Raw genomic sequence first — 16,945 nt, forward strand, 5'->3', positions numbered from 1 at the left:
AAATTATCTTTTAAGACAGAAAAGAATGAAAATCTCCTTTTTTACCTTTTGGCTTCGCATTCCTTATATCGTGTACTATTTCAATGGCGGTCCTAGCGGCCTCCAATCCATAGCCTTTACCATTCAAAATATCCTTGTAGACCATGGTGTGCAAATCGGTAAAACCACCGCTAAACTCCAATTCTTCGCCATTAATGGTGATGGACCTAAAGGTTGTTTGCCCTTTGTCCTTGACCTCTTTTGGAAGATATTTTGAATTAATGGACAAAAACCATCTTACCCTAGCGTTTTCAAATTCCAAATAACCTGCGGCACGATCTTTTTCGTGAACATGTACTACGTTTTCCTGTACATTACCAAATATCCAAGAAAGCATATCATAAAAGTGAACTCCTATATTGGTGGCAATTCCTCCGGATTTGCTCACATCGCCTTTCCATGAGGTCTGGTACCAATGTCCTCTTGAGGTCAGGTAGGTTAAATCAACATCGAACTTTGTGTCCTTATCTGCCTTGGCCACTTTTTCTCGCATGGCTATAATACTTGGGTGGACCCTTAGCTGGAGAATATTATATACTCTTTTTCCTGTATTTTCTTCGACTTTTTTGAGTTTGTCAATGTTCCAAGGATTTAGCACCAATGGTTTTTCGCATATGGCATCGGCGCCGCTCCTTAGGGCAAACCTTATATGGGCATCGTGCAAATAATTTGGCGAACATATGCTAACATAGTCCAAGAAAGTGCTTTTCTCATATTTTAATTTTTCAATATGTCGATCAAAACGTTCAAATTCAACAAAAAAATCGGCATTCGGAAAGTGTGAATCTATGATGCCCACACTATCTCCCTTATCATAAGCAGCAAGAAGGTTGTTTCCTGTATCCTTGATTGCTTTCATGTGTCGCGGAGCTATATATCCAGCTGCACCAATCAATGCAAAGTTCTTCATAAAATAGTATTAAGATTTGTTGTTATATAATCTATTTCGGCTTCTTCCAAATACGGGTTCATCGGAAGACTCATTACTTCTTGAGCACATTTTTCAGAAACCGGAAAATCACCAGCCTTATATCCTAAGTAAGAAAAGCACTTTTGAAGGTGCATCGGGATGGGATAATGGACTGCTGTCGGAATTCCCGACTCCTTCAATTCTTTTTGTATTCTGTCCCTGTTCTTTATCCTGACCGTATATTGGGCCCATACCGATGTCCTATCTGCTTTTATGGTTGGCTTTATAATACTTCCGGAAAGTTTGTCACAATACTTCATTGCGACCGCCTGCCTTCTTGAAATATCACTTTCATAGGTCTTCAACTTCACATTCAAAATTGCAGCTTGCAAGTTATCCAATCTACCCCCCATCCCAATATAATGATGCGTATATCTTTCCACTTGGCCATGTATGCGCATAGCCTTCATTTTTTCATAATCTTCTTCATTGGTGGCAAAAACTGCACCTCCATCTCCAAAGCAGCCTAAGGGTTTGGCGGGGAAAAAACTGGTGCACCCAAATGTAGAAACATTGCAGCTTCTTTTCCCTTTATACGTAGCCCCAAAGCTTTGAGCGGCATCTTCAATTACTGCCAAATCATACTTTTCAGCTATTGCATTGATTTCATCCATGTCTGGCATTTGCCCATAAAGAGAAACTGGCATAATGGCTTTGGTCTTTTTGGTGATTGCCTGTTCAATTTTTGAAGCATCAATGTTATATGTTTCTTCATCAATATCAACAAAAATGGGTTTTGCCCCTAAACATGCAATGGTCTCTGCTGTGGCTATAAATGTAAAGGGGGTAGTAATAATTTCATCATTTGTCCTAACGCGCATAGCCATTAGGGCCAAAAGTAAAGCATCGGTGCCTGAGGAGCACCCTAGTGCATGGTTATTGCCTGTGAAAATTGAAAGGTTCTGCTCAAAATCTTCTGTTTCCGCACCAAGGATGTATCTTGCAGAACGCATTACATCCAATGCCACTTTTTCAAATTCTTCTCTATGCTCTTCGTACGCCTTGCCCAGATTTGCGAAGTCTATTTTCATATAGTCTTTTTCACGTTGTTGTTTTCGAGTATATATTTTTGATTGCTTTCGGGGCAGGTGGCCATTCCAGAATTGTCAAAATCCAACCGATGACCGTATTCACTAACCCATCCTATCTGCTTTGCCGGGTTTCCTACAAGCAGGGCATATGGAGGCACCATTTTTGTAACTACAGCTCCCGCCCCTATCAAAGCATATTCTCCTATATCATTTCCACATACGACGGTTGCATTGGCGCCTATGGTGGCTCCTTTTCTAACTGTTGTTTTCATGTACTCAGCACGCCTATTAATGGCGCTTCTTGGGTTTATTACGTTAGTAAAAACCATGGATGGTCCCAAAAAAACATCATCTTCACAGATTACGCCTGTATAAATCGACACATTGTTCTGTACCTTGACGTTGTTTCCTAAAACAACCTCAGGGGAAACAACCACATTTTGCCCAATATTGCATGATTCACCTATTTTACAGTTCGACATAATATGAGAAAAGTGCCAAATTTTTGTTCCTTTTCCAATTACACAATTATCATCTACTACTGCTGTTTCATGAGAGAAAAAAAGAAATTCACTATCCATTGAAAATGTTTCTAATCTTAGAGCAATGTATTTAAATTGGTTTCTAACAACAATTGATTACGGTTAAAAAGTTAAGCCCTTATTCCTAGTTTAAGTGTCCATGTTATCCCAAAAGGGTAACTTTATATCCTTTTCAATAAGAATCAAATCACTGGTATTAAGCTGCCATGCCAATTTCAATTTTTGGTCATCAAACCTTATTCCTCCCTCAGCATTTTTATGATAATAATTATCACACTTATAAAATACATTTGCGAATTCACTCAATGTCAAAAACCCATGGGCAAATCCGCGTGGCACAAATAACTGCTTCTTGTTACCACTACTTAACTCTATAGATAAATGTTCGCCAAAGGTAGGGGAATCTTTACGCAAATCGACCACTACGTCCTGAATTCTACCCTCCAATACCGAAACTAGCTTAGCTTGGGCATGCTCTCCCTTTTGATAATGCAATCCGCGCAACACTCCTTTTTTAGAGAAAGATTGGTTGTCTTGCACAAAGTTTATTTCTTGACGTATAACTTCACAAAACTCTTTGTGATTAAAACACTCAAAAAAATACCCCCGTTCATCCTCAAAAATCTGAGGTTCTATTATAAAGCATCCTTTCAGTTTTGTCTCTGTCGCTTTTATCATGCTTCCTTGTTCAATATGCCCAGCAATCTTTTACCATAACCACTTTTCATTAAGGGTTCAGCCAAATCTTTCAACTGATTTTCATCGATATAACCCATTTCATAGGCTGCCACTTCAATAGACCCTGTTATCAATCCTTGGCGCTCTTCTATAACCTCCACAAATTGTGACGCTTGCATTAAAGCTTGAAATGTACCGGTATCTAGCCACGCCGTACCCCTATCCATTATACCTACGCTGAGCATGCCTCTTTTTAAATACGCTTTGTTGACATCGGTAATCTCCAATTCTCCTCTACTGCTGGGCAGTATGCCTTTAGCAATAGAAATCACTTCATTATCATAAAAATAAATCCCCGGCACAACATAATTGGATTTGGGGTTTCTGGGCTTCTCTTCTATACTGATAGCTTTTCCTTTCCCATCAAACTCTACTACACCGTATCGCTGAGGGTCGTTTACTCTGTAGGCGTATATAATTCCTCCTTCTGGATCGCTATTTTCCTGCAATAGTTTGGACAAACCTGCTCCATAAAAAATATTGTCTCCCAAAATGAGAGCCACCTTATCTGAGCCAATAAAATCCTCTCCTATGATAAATGCCTCTGCCAATCCGTTTGGGGATTCTTGAACTGCATAAGAAAAGGAGCATCCGTACTTTTTTCCGTCTCCCAAGAGTTCCTTAAACAGCGGAAGGTCTTTTGGGGTTGAAATAATCAATATTTCTTTGATTCCTGCATACATCAAAGTAGAAAGAGGATAGTAAATCATCGGCTTATCGTAAATGGGCATCAACTGCTTGCTTACCGAAAGGGTAAGTGGGTGCAGTCTGCTTCCTGTTCCTCCTGCCAAAATGATTCCCTTCATTGTGTTTGATATTGCTTTTTATAATATTCCAAATAGTCCCCTGAGGTAACATGCCCCAGCCATTCTTGGTTTTCAAAATACCAATCGATGGTCTTTTCGAGCCCTTCTTCAAAGGTGACCGAGGGTTTCCACCCCAATTCTTTGTTTATTTTGGATGCATCAATGGCATACCTTAAATCATGTCCTGGGCGGTCTTTTACAAAGGTTATCAGTTTTTCTGAAGTTCCCTCTTTTCTTCCAAGTTTTATATCCACTAATCGGCATAGCAAATGGGTCAATTCTATATTCTTCCATTCATTGAACCCGCCAATGTTATATGTTTCTCCTTTTCTTCCTTTATGAAATACCAAATCGATGGCCTCGGCATGGTCCTTTACATATAACCAATCCCGTGTATAGTTCCCATCACCATAAACGGGCAATGGCTTGTTTTTTATGATATTGTTGATGAACAGGGGAATCAATTTCTCGGGGAATTGATTGGGGCCGTAATTATTGGAACAATTCGAGATTATGTAAGGCAAACCATAGGTCTCACCATAGGCCCTAACAAAATGGTCGGAACTGGCTTTGGATGCTGAATAAGGCGAGTTGGGGTCGTATGTCGTACTTTCGTTGAACAAACCTTCCTGCCCCAAACTCCCAAAAACCTCATCGGTACTGATATGGTAAAATAAAAAATCAGTGTTGTTCTTGGCCAACTGTAATGAGGCGTTCAATAAGTTGACTGTGCCCAAAACATTGGTCCGGACAAAGGATACCGGGTCAGATATGGATCGATCCACATGGGATTCCGCGGCCAGATGAATAACCCCATCAAAATTAAATTGGGAGAAAAAATCGTTTACAAAACCTGCATCAGTAATATCACCCTTAACGAAGGTATAGTTTGGGGCTTCCTCTATATCTTTCAGATTCTCCAAGTTTCCCGCATAGGTCAGGGCATCTAGGTTAAAAACTTGGTAATCTTTATATTGGGTCAACAAACGCCTAACAAGATGAGAGCCGATAAAGCCGGCTCCTCCCGTAATCAAAATTTTTTTTGGACTATTTTTTTTATCCATGTAATCCTATTTATAAGCCTTTATGACCTTGCGTTTGGATTATAAGAGAACACTGTTGTTTGGCCTCTTTGCTAATGTACGATAATTCGAATCCAAAACAAGATTGACCTTATCCGTTAGCCCGTTCTCTTTCAATATTTGTTCCGCAAAATCGTGCCATGTCATGGGCTTCCCGTCAGTAAAATGATACGTCCCAAAAGGCTTTTCTTCCAATACGATTTCGTTCAAAATAAATTTGGCCAATGACTCTGCGTTTGTAGGGCACCCTGTTTGGGCATCGGTAACATACAAATCCTCTCCTGCTAGTGCCTTGTTTAAAATTGTACGGTAGAAATTATGTCCATATTTTTTACTGTACAACCAAGATGTGCGAATTATATAATGGTTGGGTTGAATCTGTTGAATAAATTTTTCTCCTGCCAACTTGGACTTTCCGTATACATTAATGGGATTGGTTTTATCTTCCACGGTGTAGCCACTGTCCTTTTTGCCATCAAAAACATAATCAGTGGATATATGAATCAAAGTAGTATGATGCTTTTTGCAAACTTCTGCCAGATTTTTGACTCCTTTCGCGTTGACCTGATACGCTAAATCGGGATATTTTTCTGCCTGTTCAACATTCGTATATGCGGCGCAATTGATACAGAAATCATAATGTTCGTTCTCAAAAGTATCCTGTAGTCGGTCACCATCTGCTATATCCAGCTCTTTGGATTTCTTAAAATCAAAGGAAATAAAATCCAGACCTGACACAACCTCAGCAAAAGTTTTTCCGAGTTGACCATCAGATCCTGTGACAACCACTTTAATCATAAAAGAATTCTAAACTTCAATTTCTGAAGCTTTCCTATTGAGGTACTTAAGTAAAGACAACAAAAAGAATATCCCAAGGAACAATAAGGGTAGAACAATTATCTTCTTTCCAAAAAACGCCTTGCTGACCTGGTGTGGATTTCCAAAATTGATTACACTAATTGGCCCCGTAAGTTGTTTAAGCTCCATTTTCTTTTCCTCTATGTCCTCGATTAGCTCCGTTTTCAAGGTAATAAGCCCTGGAACATTCAATCTTTCCTCATTCTGCAAAACCAATTTACCAGTTTCAAGTGGAGAGCTCTGTTTGTTCAGGTTCTTGGAGTAACTCTGGATAATGGTATCTATCTGGGAAATCAACACCTCGCTTTTTTCAATCCTCTCCCTTGAATTTTCCTTTTGTACCGATAAGAGTTCCGTAAAATATCCATTGGAATTAATATAATCCAAAAGCTTACGGGATATTTCCTCACCGTTGGAGTTCTTATAGGTAAATGTTATTCTATGGTTGAGTTCCGTTTTCTTTAGCAACTCCTCCCTGACCACATCAGCAATCAAATCCGTGTTCTGAAATTTTTGTAGAACTTCCAAATATTCCAATTGCTTTTCATTATTCTCTGCCTCCTCCTTTTTTACAGCAGCAATCGAAATTTCAAAACCCTTTAGGTCCGCCTCAGTGACGTCGAGCCTGTTCAAAAAAGTTGGGTTTTTGTCCTTGATATTAGATTCTATTTCAGAGATAACATCATATAAATAATCTTTGCTCTCCAGATTGGGCCTTACAATGACGTCCAGCTGGACTTTTTCTGTCGTTATGAATTTTAGACCATACCCTATGGCCACGCCCAAAACAACCAGACCTATGAGTATCAAGGCATTCTTTTTTAGATATAGAAAAAGACGTAAAAAAAGTACACCTAACTTATTGAATCCATTTCGAATCATCTGGAACAATTGCCCCAAATCTATCTCGTCCGAATTATTCTGATTTACTGGTTGGTCTGCCATACCTATGAATTGAATATTTGTTTTAAAATTCTGTCCGTTATCAAATATGTGGGTTTGACCCCGGTTGTTCCCAGTCCGCCCGAAGCCAACGTACTTCCGGTTTCCAAAGGATTATCCGATGCGTAGTAAGCGTATCTTACCTTGACATCTTTTTTTATGCTCATTCGTATCTGGGATGCCGATTGTATCGCTTTTTGATAGTGCACCCCCTCCATTTCCAATCCTATGACGTTCCATGTCGATTCATTGAAAAACTGGAGAATGTCCCTATTTTGAAGCGATGTCCCCAATACGGTAACCATGGTTCCTTCCATCACCTTTAATCCATGCCCTTCAAAATCGGAACCCTTGAGTTCGTTGTTGAAGGGATAATTATCCGCCGTGCCCTCGAAAATATGGGCGGAAGGAATCATCAAATCTCCCTTGCCTCCTTCCAAGATACCCGCCTTTCCCATAATGGAGACTGAATCTACATTAAGAAAAACCTTTTCCTTACCATCTTCCATAGGTTTTAAAAGCTCATCAATGGTCTCGTAGGCTTGCTCGCCAAAGGCATAGTCCATCACAAATATAACTGGTTTATCCTCTTGGGCAACATCTGCAGGGAGTTGATAGCAGCAGCTTTTGTCTCCAAATTTAGCGGTATCAAAAATCTGGACATCGATGTTGGCCCCGGACTCGTCCTTTAAAGTTATCATCCCATTTTTCTGGGCCAAATCCCTGACTTTCTTGTTGAGCGATTTGTTTTTGTCAGAGCCCAAAGCTTCATAAACATCCAAAGATTCATTGTCGGGAAATTCCTCCGTCAATGCTTTTTTGGCAAAAAGGGAATTCATAACACTGTGCATATTGGCACTGATAATATGCAGGGGCCTCTCCATTAAGTTGTACTCCTTGAGAGTCGCCTTAATTTTATCGGCCCACTTTTCGCCATGAATATGATGGCCTAAACGTTCTCTTAGCAGTGGACTGAAAGTGATGGTCCTTTTGTTGCCCGTGGTCTCCTCTTCAATGGCCAACTTGCCGAGCCAATAAATTACATTTAAGAAACGGTCGGGGTTTTCGGGGGTCCTGAGCTTGTTTTCAATATCCACGACCTCATCAAAAGTCCTACCCAAAATATTGGCACAATGAATCAAGGCAACTTCCCTTTCTTCATTGTCCTTTTCTTCGGAGAGTACAAACTCGCTCAGCTTGTCCCAGTCCCGTATGGTCGAAGTACCGTCATCCACCAAGACCCTTTTGGAGATTTTACCGGACTCTACGAACAAAAAGGTAAGGTGGGTAAGTATATCATAAATATCGCTCCTGCCCCGTGTAATTTCAATGTTCATCTGCTCATCATCGATGCGGTAGCAGTTTCTTCTTCTTTTTGGGGGCACAATGGGCCTTAGGTGCGATTTACCAAAACCTTCATCGGATGTTAGATTGATGAAACGGCACTCCTCTATTCCTTGCGGCAAGCGTTCCAATACATAGATCAATCCGTTAAGTTCGGCCTTGTCTTCCGCAATGGTTCCGTAAATTTCTGGACGAAGCAGTAAAAGTGCGGTGCGCAACGCATTGCCAGAAACGCCCGAAGGCTTGTAAAACCCCCTATTGAGCAGGTGACGCATGGTAATGTACAAGCGTTCAATTGCATTAGTGGACTCCTGTGCCCTGGTCGTTTGTTTAACTTCTGTTGCCATCATATCTTCTGGCAAAAATAAATGAATTCCTATGAAAGTTAAGCCCTTCTAAGTCAACTAATTTTAAATGGTTGAAGCCCATCGGCCACTTTTCGGTCGTTGGCAAGGCGTTGAACCTTGTTCTGCCCTCCTAGTTTACCAATGGATTTCATATAGTCTTGAAAACCATTTGGTTTGATGCTGCTTATCTTCAATGGCTGGAGAATGTTCCCGTCGATGAGGTCAAAATAGTAGCTGTTCTGGTGTTTCATGCTATCCTCTATGATGGCCATAAACTTTTTCATGTCAGATGGCTCCCTTTGAAATTCGATGAACCATTCATGATAGGGCAGTTCCCCTTCCATGGGATTGGTCTGCGGAGCTACGGTAAATTCGTTTACCAGTGCATCGGTCTGTTCCACGGCTAGGCGTAGTGCCTCTTCAACCTCTTTGGCAATAACGTGTTCCCCAAAAGCAGAAATAAAATGCTTAATGCGTCCCGAAACCACAATTTTGTAGGGGTCCCTCGAAATAAACCGAACGGTATCTCCAAGATTATAGCCCCACAGGCCTGCGTTGGTGGAAATCACCATCGCATAATCAACATCCATTTCCACCTCGGCAATGGTCAATCGTTTTGGGTTTTCATCAAAAAATTCATCGGCCTTGACAAACTCATAAAAAATACCCGCGTCCAGCAACAACAACATCCCCTTTTCTTTTTGGGAGTTTTGATAGGCAAAAAATCCTTCACTGGCTGGGAACAGTTCAATGCTGTCCACCTTTCTTCCTATAAGGTTTTCAAATTTGGCCCTATATGGCTCGTAATTCACTCCTCCATATATGAACAATTGAAACTCTTTGAAAAGTTCCCCGACTTTTTTCCCTGTCTTGGAGTTCAATTTTTCAAAATACATCTGCACCCATGATGGAATACCGGCAATTACCGACATCTTCTCTTTTTCGGTCTCCTCGACTATTTTGTCCACCTTGGTCTCCCAATCCTCAATGCAATTGGTTTCCCAGCTTGGCAATCGATTTTTTTGAAGGTAGTTGGGCACATAATGGGCCGAAATCCCTGAAAGCCTTCCCAGCTTGATTCCGTTTTTTTCTTCCAGTTCAGGACTTCCCTGTAAAAAGATCATCCGGCCATCCACAAAATCAGCGTTCCCCGTTTCGTATATGTAATTGAGAATGGCATTTCTGGAAGCTTCCACTTGGTTTTTGATGGAGGGTTTGGTAATCGGAATATATTTGGCGCCCGAAGTGGTTCCCGAGGTTTTTGCAAAATAGATGGGCTTTCCGGGCCATAGCACATCTTCTTTTCCATCAATTATCTGTTGTACGTACCCTTTTAGTTCCTCATAATCACGTATGGGAACGCGCTCTACAAAATCTTGGTGGGATGTAATGGTTGCGAACTGATGATCCTTGCCAAAAAGGGTCCCCTTGCCCTGGGTAATCAAGTTGTTAAACACCTTTTGTTGGGTTTTCACAGGTTGATTCACCCACTTTTCGGTTTTCTTCGCTATCCGATTTGCAAATATTTTGGCGGCAAATGCTTTTAAGGACATTTAATTGAAGTCAATATAGTTTTGTGGGTCCACTGGTTTGCCCTTTCTCCAAAGCTCAAAATGAAGATGGGGTCCCGTAGTAAGTTCTCCCGTATTTCCGATTGATGCGATTACCTCGCCAGCCCGAACCAAATCTCCTTGGGTCTTGCTCAGGGAACCATTGTGCTTATATACCGAGGTTATTCCTTCTTGATGTTCTATAATCATTACATAACCCGTTTCTGTGGTCCATTCCGCAAAAAGCACTGTACCATCCGCAATGGACTTGACCGGGGTTTCCCGTGGTGCTACCAAATCCACGGCGTAATGTTTCGTTTTTTGGTCAAACCCTTGGGATATGGTTCCGTTCACAGGTGAAAAGAATAATGTTCCCAAGTTTTCGATGTCCCTTTCAAAGAGATTGTATTTATCTTCCAGTTCAACCTCTTCCCTCAACAATAGATCCTGTCGTATTGGCGTAAGGTCTACAGAAGCAGGGTCCAATTTGTACTGCTCAAACAAAGAGTCCCTATTCACTTGGTTGTTTTCAATGTCACCCCTCAAGACCTTCCTTACATTGTCCAAATACCGGTTGGTATAGTTAAGTACCGTTACCAAAGAATCTGTTTTGTAAGTAAGGTCGGTTGCCTGCCGTTTCAATCTGGTAGAGGAGTATCCCGGAATATATTCGCGCAATGGGGTAAAGGCTATGATCAAGGTTGTAACTCCGATCAGCACAATAATAAACATGGTACCGGTAACAAAAACGTTCAGCCTATTGAGCTTAAAAGATATCTTTTCCTCAAAAGTGCTTTCATTGAGAATAACCAAGCGATACTTGTGCAGTAACTTGCGTTTAATCTCCTTTCTTTTCTTTTTATCCTTTGCCATGATGAACAAAGATAGTCTTAGATTTTAATATGCATGTTAAGCTTTTTAAAAAGCTTGGGCCGATAAGTTCTTAAAAATCATTCTCAAATGCCAATTTTCGTTAATCGAACACGCTCTTTCACTTCTTTTTAGTACTTTTACATTTCTAATTAAAGGTTTTGATATTATGATTGCTCAAACTATATTTCTTGGTATGCTAGGTCCTTGGCAGATTGTTTTGATCGTGGCCGTGGTAGTTTTGCTTTTTGGAGGCAGAAAGATTCCAGAGCTGATGAAAGGACTTGGTAGCGGTATCAAAGAGTTTAAGGACGCGACCAAAGAAGACGATAAATTGGAAAGAGAAACAAAAGAGTCAAAATCGTAAATTTGACCTTTTTGACGGTTTGAGGTGTGCCGAATTATAAAAAAATTCGAGCAGCAACAACACTTTTTTACCATTCAGCGTCACAATTTCGCTCTTTCACAACAAAAAATTATCACCCCACTTACCTTATCCTACTTTAGCGGTTATAACTAAACTGTTAGGCCTCTAAATGCTTAACCTCCAAACGAACAATCATGTTTGTTTGTGCAGATGGAGTGGTAATGAAAAAACTGATCTTGCTTATTTTTCTTTTGTGCACACTTGGGGCCTTTTCCCAAGAGCTTGCCTTTTCCGAGTATGGGGGAACATCTTCCACATCCGAAAAAGTGAACCATGCGAAAGAACAGGAAACCACAGACTTTGTAAAGCACCTCGATGGTCTTAACGACAAAAAGCTGGGCAGATATCTTCGCAAGCGAGGAACTGCGGACAAGCTCATCGATAAAGGAAATGAGTACTTTGACCTAATGTGGTATGCTGAGGCAGCCCGCATTTTTGATTTGGTCCTGGAAAAAACCGACGCCAAACACACACAACAGTTGCTCTCGAGGGCCGGTGATTCCTATTACTATACAGGAAACTTGGAGAAAGCGTACCAATGGTACCATGAGCTGCATCAATTGTACAAAGAAGAAGTTGAGGAGGGTGCACTGTTCAAGTACAAGGAAACATTAAAAGGTACAGGCAAATATCAAAGAGCCGCCACTCTGACCAAAATATTAAGACAGAAAAGAAACGAGCCCCTAAATGAACTCGACAAGGTTGATGCCAACACTTGGGAAGCAACTTATGATGTTTCAATCAAAAATTTAAAACTCAACTCTCCTTACTCCGATTTTTCCCCCATGTTTCACAATGAGTCGGATATCGTCTATGCTTCGGCCAAGGATACTTTGTTTTTGACGACACGACGCTATCGTTGGACCAATCAACCTTTTTTGGACCTTTACATTGCGCAACAAAAAGGTGAAGATGGCGAACTTTCCGCTCCACAGAAATTTTCTAGAAAAATCAACACCAAATATCACGAAGCCTCAATGGCTTTCTCACCTGACCAAAAAACTATTTATTTTACAAGGAACAATTATGGAAAGCGTCTGAAAAGGGGCGAAAACGGAATCAACCACCTAAAGATTTACCGTTCCGAGCTTAAAGATGGCGAATGGACCAAGGCAGAGGAGCTTCCCTTCAATAGTGAAAATTATTCTACTGGACATCCTGCGGTAAGCCCGGATGGGAAAAAAATGTATTTCGTTTCGGACAGGCCAGGAGGTTTTGGCGAAACAGATATATATGTGGTGGACATTGACGCAAATGGGGCGTTCTCCGAGCCAAAAAACCTTGGAAAGACCATCAACACCGAAACGAAGGAAATGTTTCCTTACGCGGTCGAAAACGCGCTCTATTTTTCTTCCAATAGGCCGATGGGCTTCGGAGGGCTGGATGTATATAAATCCGATGGTACCAATGAAACTTTTGGTGTGGGTGTGAACTTGGGCGAACCCATCAACAGTAACAGGGACGATTTCTCCTATATTGTCGATGCTTCCGGTGAGCAAGGTTATTTTGCATCCAATCGTAAAGGAGGCAAAGGAGATGATGATATTTATTCCTTTAAGTCCATTCCGAACTACAACGCCATTGTTGGTTCCGTTACCAGTGAGTCCTCAGGCATTCCATTGGAAGAAACCCATATAAATTTGTATGGTACAAATGGTGTATTGCTGAACAAGACCGTTTCGGACACAACCGGCAGATACGTTTTCAAAAACCTGAGTCCATCAACGAGTTATACCCTTGTGGCTACAAAAAAAGGTTTTATGGATGACTCCATTTCTGTAAAAACCAAAGAGAATGAAAATATTACAGTTACCCAATTCTTAAGGGAGGCCGTAAAAGAAAAACCAATAACGGAAGTGTACGAGCCAAGCAATGTTTATTTTGCATTCGACAGTTATGAGATTACACCAATATACGCTCAAGAGCTGGATAAATTGGTAACCGTGCTCAACGAAAACAAAACACTTTCCCTAAAAATTGAATCGCATACCGACGCCATTGGTCCTGAGAGCTACAATAAATATTTGTCAGACAAGCGCGCCAAATCCACTCGTGACTATATTGTTTCCCAGGGAATCGACGTTTCAAGAATCTTAAGTGCCGTTGGATACGGGGAAGAGCGCCTGTTGAACAATTGTTCGAATGGAACACCATGTGCCGCGGACCAACATCGTTTGAACAGAAGGTCGGAGTTTATTCTAGTGGCCGAATAAGTCGTGCTAAAGCGATATCCAGACTCCCTTTTTCTTGGGATTTTTGCACTTTATCGATCTTTCTGCCTGCCCAACTACGGTTGGCCCATGTGCACTTTATCGATCAAAGGCTCGCCTTTATAGATTATTGTCCAAAAGTGGCTTATTTCACCTTGTTTTTATTGCCTTTTGTCCTTTTGTTTTCGATTCCATCCCAGTAAACTAAATCTTTGGCCTGTATTTAATCCTTAAATCAGACATATGAAAAAATTACTACTCGTTAAAGAAATCTATTTGGAGGGGTTTAGAAACCTTGGGCACATCATCATAGAAAAATACTTTAAAGTGTTCGCATGGTTTAGCTTTGTTATGTTCTTTATAGTGCTTTATGCATTTGTATATAGAATGGCCACAGGCTTTGCATTTGACTAATAGATCATCTCATATTTAACTAACAAAAAGACCCGACAATTGTCGGGTCTTTTTGTATTGTATGAGTATTATTTTTTAGTCAGTGGAGGCAGTATCCGATGGTTTAAAGTCCACTGTCTTTAAGATAGCTTCCAACTCGAACATATAATCCCTTTTTTCTTCGGAGGGGGCGAAAGTGAATCCCTCTATCACCATTTTTCTATTGTTTTCCTCGTCATTGATGATATAGGTTAAAAATGGACCTGCCATAGGATACCCATGAATTTCCCAAACACCTTTTACCTCCGCCGCTTTTTTACCGCCTATTTTCGCAGGGAAAACATAGGGCGCAAAAGCTTTCTCGGTAATCATGTAGGTGTTCTCATAAGGTCCTGGAATAAATTTTTGACCAATGGAATCTCGCATTCTTACAATATCCTCCACAAAAGTGGAATCGTTGCTGAAATAGTCCCAAGGCATCTCATAAGCAATGATGTTCATGGTTCCCTTTGGGATTTGTATGTCCATCCAAACAAAGTTGTCCTCTCTTCTACCCACCTTGTAGAGCGATGGCACGTTCATGTGTATCCCAAATTCCTCTTCCAAAGCTTTGTCCTTGCTCAGAGAACGCTCGAATCTTCGTTGTGCCTCGGCAATCTCGTTGGCCCTGAATTCCTTGATGGCCCTGTCTGCCAAAGAATCAAGGTTTTTGATCATCACCTCCTCTGTTGGGCCTGTAACCACTGCAACTTTTTGAGGTTTGGCGTAGGCATCGTCCTTTATATGGGCCAAAGACGTAGAATCTTGTTCAACATACAGCAAAGATCTCGAGTGTGTGGTAGTTCCCTTAAAAACCTTTGGTGGTACCTGGGTTATGGTAAATTTAGGTTCTATTTGGGGAAGTCCCACAATTTGTGCGGCAAACTCATCCCTTATTTTTTCACCCACCGGCCCTCTCCAAAGCTCAGTGTCCATAACTACCATTAAGGTATTGATGCCTCCCGTTGAGGGCGGTAAGAATTTTTCTTTTGGACCTGAATTCTTACAGGCTCCCAGTGCCAACATAGTAGCGGCAAACAATAGTGTTCCTAATTTTTTCATCTTGTGTTAAATTTACGAAGAACAATCACACAATTTAAGTTTTGTGCCCGGTTTTAGGTTATTACCGCTAATACCGTTCCATTCTCGCAAATTTTCTATGGAAACTCCGGGGTATTTTTTGGAAATTGTCCAAAGTGAGTCACCGGATTGTACCGTATGGATCTTGGAACCTCCTGCAACGGTTGTTCCAGAGTTGCTCGATTTTGAGGTCTTCTGCGCGATATATGGCTTTCTGGGATATATTGTCAAGCGCTGTCCAACACGAAGATTGTTGCTTCGAAGCCCGTTCCAGCTTTTTATCTGGCTTACACCGACTCCATATTGTTCCGCGATTTTGCCCAAATAGTCCCCACTCTTCACCCGATAACGTATCTGGTCTTCCGCAGTTACCATGTTCGGTAAAGGCTTTTCCAAAGAATCCAGCTCCTTTTTTGCATAAGCATAGATTTCTTCCTCATTGGAAACAAACTTGCCTATTTTGGCAATGGGCAAACGCAGGGCATAGTTTTTCCCTTCTACTTTAGGTATGATGTTGAGCTTGTACGCCGGATTGAGCATTTCCAGCTCTTCGGTTCCTATATCGACCAATTTTGAAATCTGGTCGAAAGTAATCAAGTTTTTAACATGTACCGTGTCCGTCTCAAAATAGGGCCTATCCGCTTTTTTGTATTGTAGCCCATGTTCTTCGGCATATTCAAAAATGTACATGGTCGCCAAGAACGCGGGAAGATACCCAGCAGTTTCACGTGGAAGAAATGGACGAATGTTCCAATAGTTCTCATATCCTCCGGAACGTCGAATCGCCTTGTTTACGTTTCCAGGACCAGAGTTGTACGCTGCCAAGGCCAAATCCCAGTCTCCAAAAATATCGTAGAGCCTTGAAAGGTATTTGCTGGCGGCCTTTGTAGCCATAATAGGGTCATGTCTTTCATCCACATAACTGCTTACATCCAGTCCGTACATTTTGCCCGTGCTGTACATAAACTGCCACAGCCCTTTGGCGCCAACCCTAGATCGAGCCTTGGGGTTGAGGGCGGATTCCACAATGGCCAAATATTTTATTTCCAAAGGAATGTTTTGGTTGTCCAGCTCTTGCTCGAATAAAGGGAAGTAAAACTGGCTAGCAGTTATCATCCGCTGCATCAAGTCCCTTCTCCTTGTCAAAAAAGATTTGATCACACTCTCCAAAGAAGAATTGTAGGTAATATTGAACGGGGTTTTCTCATTCATACGCGCCAACCTTGCTTTTAGCGTATCGGTCGGCAAATCTACCTCAAAGGCTTCCTCCAATTCAGAATCATTCTGAACCTCCAACAACATATCACTGAACAAATCGGCATTGCTATGGAGTTCTTTCAGCCAAAGGCTATCGTACCGCCAAGCTTCCTCAAGATCGCGTAGCTTGAATTTTCCATCCTCGTGCGTTTCCAGGGCCATAAGCTGGCCGTCAATTTTAATGTTGGAAACCGTGATGGTCCCATTTTCCTCTTCTTGGAGCAAAACGGAATCCTTTGACTTGTTCTGTGCAATTTCGGATTGTTGTGCACGCACAAAGGGACTTGCTGATAGGAGAACAGCAAAAACAGCTACGCTTAAACTCTGTTTCATTTTGGACAAAATTTGATTTCGGGGCGAACGAAAATGGCTTTTTTTTCTGAAAGAATAAAGCCCCGAGACAAAATTCTCTAACTTTTA

The 16,945-nt window shown here is 41.3% G+C and carries 16 protein-coding genes; 3 read left to right on the forward strand and 13 right to left on the reverse strand.

Annotated elements, in window-relative coordinates; genetic code table 11:
- Positions 1–10: 10 nt before the first annotated feature.
- The 11 genes from DCK90_RS07730 to DCK90_RS07780 form a co-directional block, all read right to left on the reverse strand.
- The gene (locus DCK90_RS07730; protein WP_108245607.1) at positions 11–949 is read right to left on the reverse strand and encodes a Gfo/Idh/MocA family protein; all 939 of its coding nucleotides are present in this window, start codon (positions 947–949) and stop codon (positions 11–13) included.
- A complete protein-coding gene (locus DCK90_RS07735; protein ID WP_108245608.1) occupies positions 946–2,040 on the reverse strand; it encodes a DegT/DnrJ/EryC1/StrS family aminotransferase in 1,095 nt (364 codons plus the stop codon). Before DCK90_RS07735 ends, DCK90_RS07730 begins: the two co-directional genes overlap by 4 nt.
- Positions 2,037–2,621, reverse strand: coding sequence for an acyltransferase (locus DCK90_RS07740; RefSeq protein WP_108245609.1), 585 nt, complete (start codon positions 2,619–2,621; stop codon positions 2,037–2,039). Before DCK90_RS07740 ends, DCK90_RS07735 begins: the two co-directional genes overlap by 4 nt.
- A 90-nt stretch (positions 2,622–2,711) precedes the next feature.
- Entirely contained in the window at positions 2,712–3,257 is a 546-nt protein-coding gene (rfbC, locus tag DCK90_RS07745; protein WP_199912674.1) for a dTDP-4-dehydrorhamnose 3,5-epimerase, read from the reverse strand.
- Positions 3,257–4,126: a glucose-1-phosphate thymidylyltransferase RfbA gene (gene rfbA, locus DCK90_RS07750; RefSeq protein WP_108245611.1), complete on the reverse strand. Its 870-nt coding sequence runs from the start codon at positions 4,124–4,126 to the stop codon at positions 3,257–3,259. The genes rfbC and rfbA overlap by 1 nt, the downstream gene beginning before the upstream one ends.
- Positions 4,123–5,190 carry a dTDP-glucose 4,6-dehydratase gene (gene rfbB, locus DCK90_RS07755; protein ID WP_108245612.1) on the reverse strand — a complete coding sequence of 356 codons (1,068 nt, stop codon included), beginning with the start codon at positions 5,188–5,190 and terminating at the stop codon, positions 4,123–4,125. The genes rfbA and rfbB overlap by 4 nt, the downstream gene beginning before the upstream one ends.
- A 39-nt stretch (positions 5,191–5,229) precedes the next feature.
- Positions 5,230–6,006: a dTDP-4-dehydrorhamnose reductase gene (gene rfbD / locus DCK90_RS07760; RefSeq protein ID WP_108245613.1), complete on the reverse strand. Its 777-nt coding sequence runs from the start codon at positions 6,004–6,006 to the stop codon at positions 5,230–5,232.
- Positions 6,007–6,015: 9 nt separating this feature from the next.
- A complete protein-coding gene (locus DCK90_RS07765; protein WP_108245614.1) occupies positions 6,016–7,011 on the reverse strand; it encodes a hypothetical protein in 996 nt (331 codons plus the stop codon).
- Positions 7,012–7,013: 2 nt separating this feature from the next.
- The gene (locus DCK90_RS07770) at positions 7,014–8,702 is read right to left on the reverse strand and encodes a DUF6909 family protein (RefSeq protein ID WP_108245615.1); all 1,689 of its coding nucleotides are present in this window, start codon (positions 8,700–8,702) and stop codon (positions 7,014–7,016) included.
- Positions 8,703–8,752: 50 nt separating this feature from the next.
- Positions 8,753–10,252, reverse strand: coding sequence for a GH3 family domain-containing protein (locus tag DCK90_RS07775; protein WP_108245616.1), 1,500 nt, complete (start codon positions 10,250–10,252; stop codon positions 8,753–8,755).
- Entirely contained in the window at positions 10,253–11,122 is an 870-nt protein-coding gene (locus tag DCK90_RS07780; protein ID WP_108245617.1) for a M23 family metallopeptidase, read from the reverse strand.
- 166 nt (positions 11,123–11,288) lie between these two features.
- On the opposite strand from DCK90_RS07780, the gene tatA reads away from it, so the two are divergent.
- The 3 genes from tatA (at position 11,289) to DCK90_RS17060 (ending at position 14,170) form a co-directional block, all read left to right on the forward strand.
- Positions 11,289–11,486, forward strand: a complete 198-nt coding sequence (gene tatA, locus DCK90_RS07785) for a twin-arginine translocase TatA/TatE family subunit (RefSeq protein ID WP_108245618.1) — start codon at positions 11,289–11,291, stop codon at positions 11,484–11,486.
- Between the two features lie 221 nt (positions 11,487–11,707).
- Positions 11,708–13,759, forward strand: a complete 2,052-nt coding sequence (locus tag DCK90_RS07790; protein ID WP_159075792.1) for an OmpA family protein — start codon at positions 11,708–11,710, stop codon at positions 13,757–13,759.
- 240 nt (positions 13,760–13,999) lie between these two features.
- Positions 14,000–14,170 carry a DUF6747 family protein gene (locus DCK90_RS17060; protein ID WP_176619067.1) on the forward strand — a complete coding sequence of 57 codons (171 nt, stop codon included), beginning with the start codon at positions 14,000–14,002 and terminating at the stop codon, positions 14,168–14,170.
- A 75-nt stretch (positions 14,171–14,245) separates the two neighbouring features.
- Here the strand turns inward: DCK90_RS17060 and DCK90_RS07795 are convergent, their stop codons facing one another.
- Both DCK90_RS07795 and DCK90_RS07800 read right to left on the reverse strand, forming a co-directional pair.
- The gene (locus DCK90_RS07795) at positions 14,246–15,250 is read right to left on the reverse strand and encodes a DUF4837 family protein (RefSeq protein WP_108245620.1); all 1,005 of its coding nucleotides are present in this window, start codon (positions 15,248–15,250) and stop codon (positions 14,246–14,248) included.
- A 12-nt stretch (positions 15,251–15,262) separates the two neighbouring features.
- The gene (locus DCK90_RS07800; RefSeq protein WP_108245621.1) at positions 15,263–16,858 is read right to left on the reverse strand and encodes a lytic transglycosylase domain-containing protein; all 1,596 of its coding nucleotides are present in this window, start codon (positions 16,856–16,858) and stop codon (positions 15,263–15,265) included.
- Between the last annotated feature and the right edge of the window lie 87 nt (positions 16,859–16,945).

It is taken from the genome of Muricauda brasiliensis (assembly GCF_003057865.1).
GTDB lineage: Bacteria > Bacteroidota > Bacteroidia > Flavobacteriales > Flavobacteriaceae > Flagellimonas > Flagellimonas chongwuensis.

Excerpts from the sequence above, each read along its gene's own strand:
- DCK90_RS07800 (WP_108245621.1), bottom strand. The coding sequence starts at position 16,858 with ATGAAACAGAGTTTAAGCGTAGCTGTTTTTGCTGTTCTCCTATCAGCA.
- DCK90_RS07795 (WP_108245620.1), bottom strand. The coding sequence starts at position 15,250 with ATGAAAAAATTAGGAACACTATTGTTTGCCGCTACTATGTTGGCACTG.
- rfbB (WP_108245612.1), bottom strand. The coding sequence starts at position 5,190 with ATGGATAAAAAAAATAGTCCAAAAAAAATTTTGATTACGGGAGGAGCC.
- rfbD (WP_108245613.1), bottom strand. The coding sequence starts at position 6,006 with ATGATTAAAGTGGTTGTCACAGGATCTGATGGTCAACTCGGAAAAACT.
- DCK90_RS17060 (WP_176619067.1), top strand. The coding sequence starts at position 14,000 with ATGAAAAAATTACTACTCGTTAAAGAAATCTATTTGGAGGGGTTTAGA.
- DCK90_RS07730 (WP_108245607.1), bottom strand. The coding sequence starts at position 949 with ATGAAGAACTTTGCATTGATTGGTGCAGCTGGATATATAGCTCCGCGA.
- tatA (WP_108245618.1), top strand. The coding sequence starts at position 11,289 with ATGATTGCTCAAACTATATTTCTTGGTATGCTAGGTCCTTGGCAGATT.
- DCK90_RS07770 (WP_108245615.1), bottom strand. The coding sequence starts at position 8,702 with ATGATGGCAACAGAAGTTAAACAAACGACCAGGGCACAGGAGTCCACT.
- DCK90_RS07780 (WP_108245617.1), bottom strand. The coding sequence starts at position 11,122 with ATGGCAAAGGATAAAAAGAAAAGAAAGGAGATTAAACGCAAGTTACTG.
- DCK90_RS07790 (WP_159075792.1), top strand. The coding sequence starts at position 11,708 with ATGAAAAAACTGATCTTGCTTATTTTTCTTTTGTGCACACTTGGGGCC.
- DCK90_RS07740 (WP_108245609.1), bottom strand. The coding sequence starts at position 2,621 with ATGGATAGTGAATTTCTTTTTTTCTCTCATGAAACAGCAGTAGTAGAT.
- DCK90_RS07735 (WP_108245608.1), bottom strand. The coding sequence starts at position 2,040 with ATGAAAATAGACTTCGCAAATCTGGGCAAGGCGTACGAAGAGCATAGA.
- DCK90_RS07765 (WP_108245614.1), bottom strand. The coding sequence starts at position 7,011 with ATGGCAGACCAACCAGTAAATCAGAATAATTCGGACGAGATAGATTTG.
- rfbA (WP_108245611.1), bottom strand. The coding sequence starts at position 4,126 with ATGAAGGGAATCATTTTGGCAGGAGGAACAGGAAGCAGACTGCACCCA.
- DCK90_RS07775 (WP_108245616.1), bottom strand. The coding sequence starts at position 10,252 with ATGTCCTTAAAAGCATTTGCCGCCAAAATATTTGCAAATCGGATAGCG.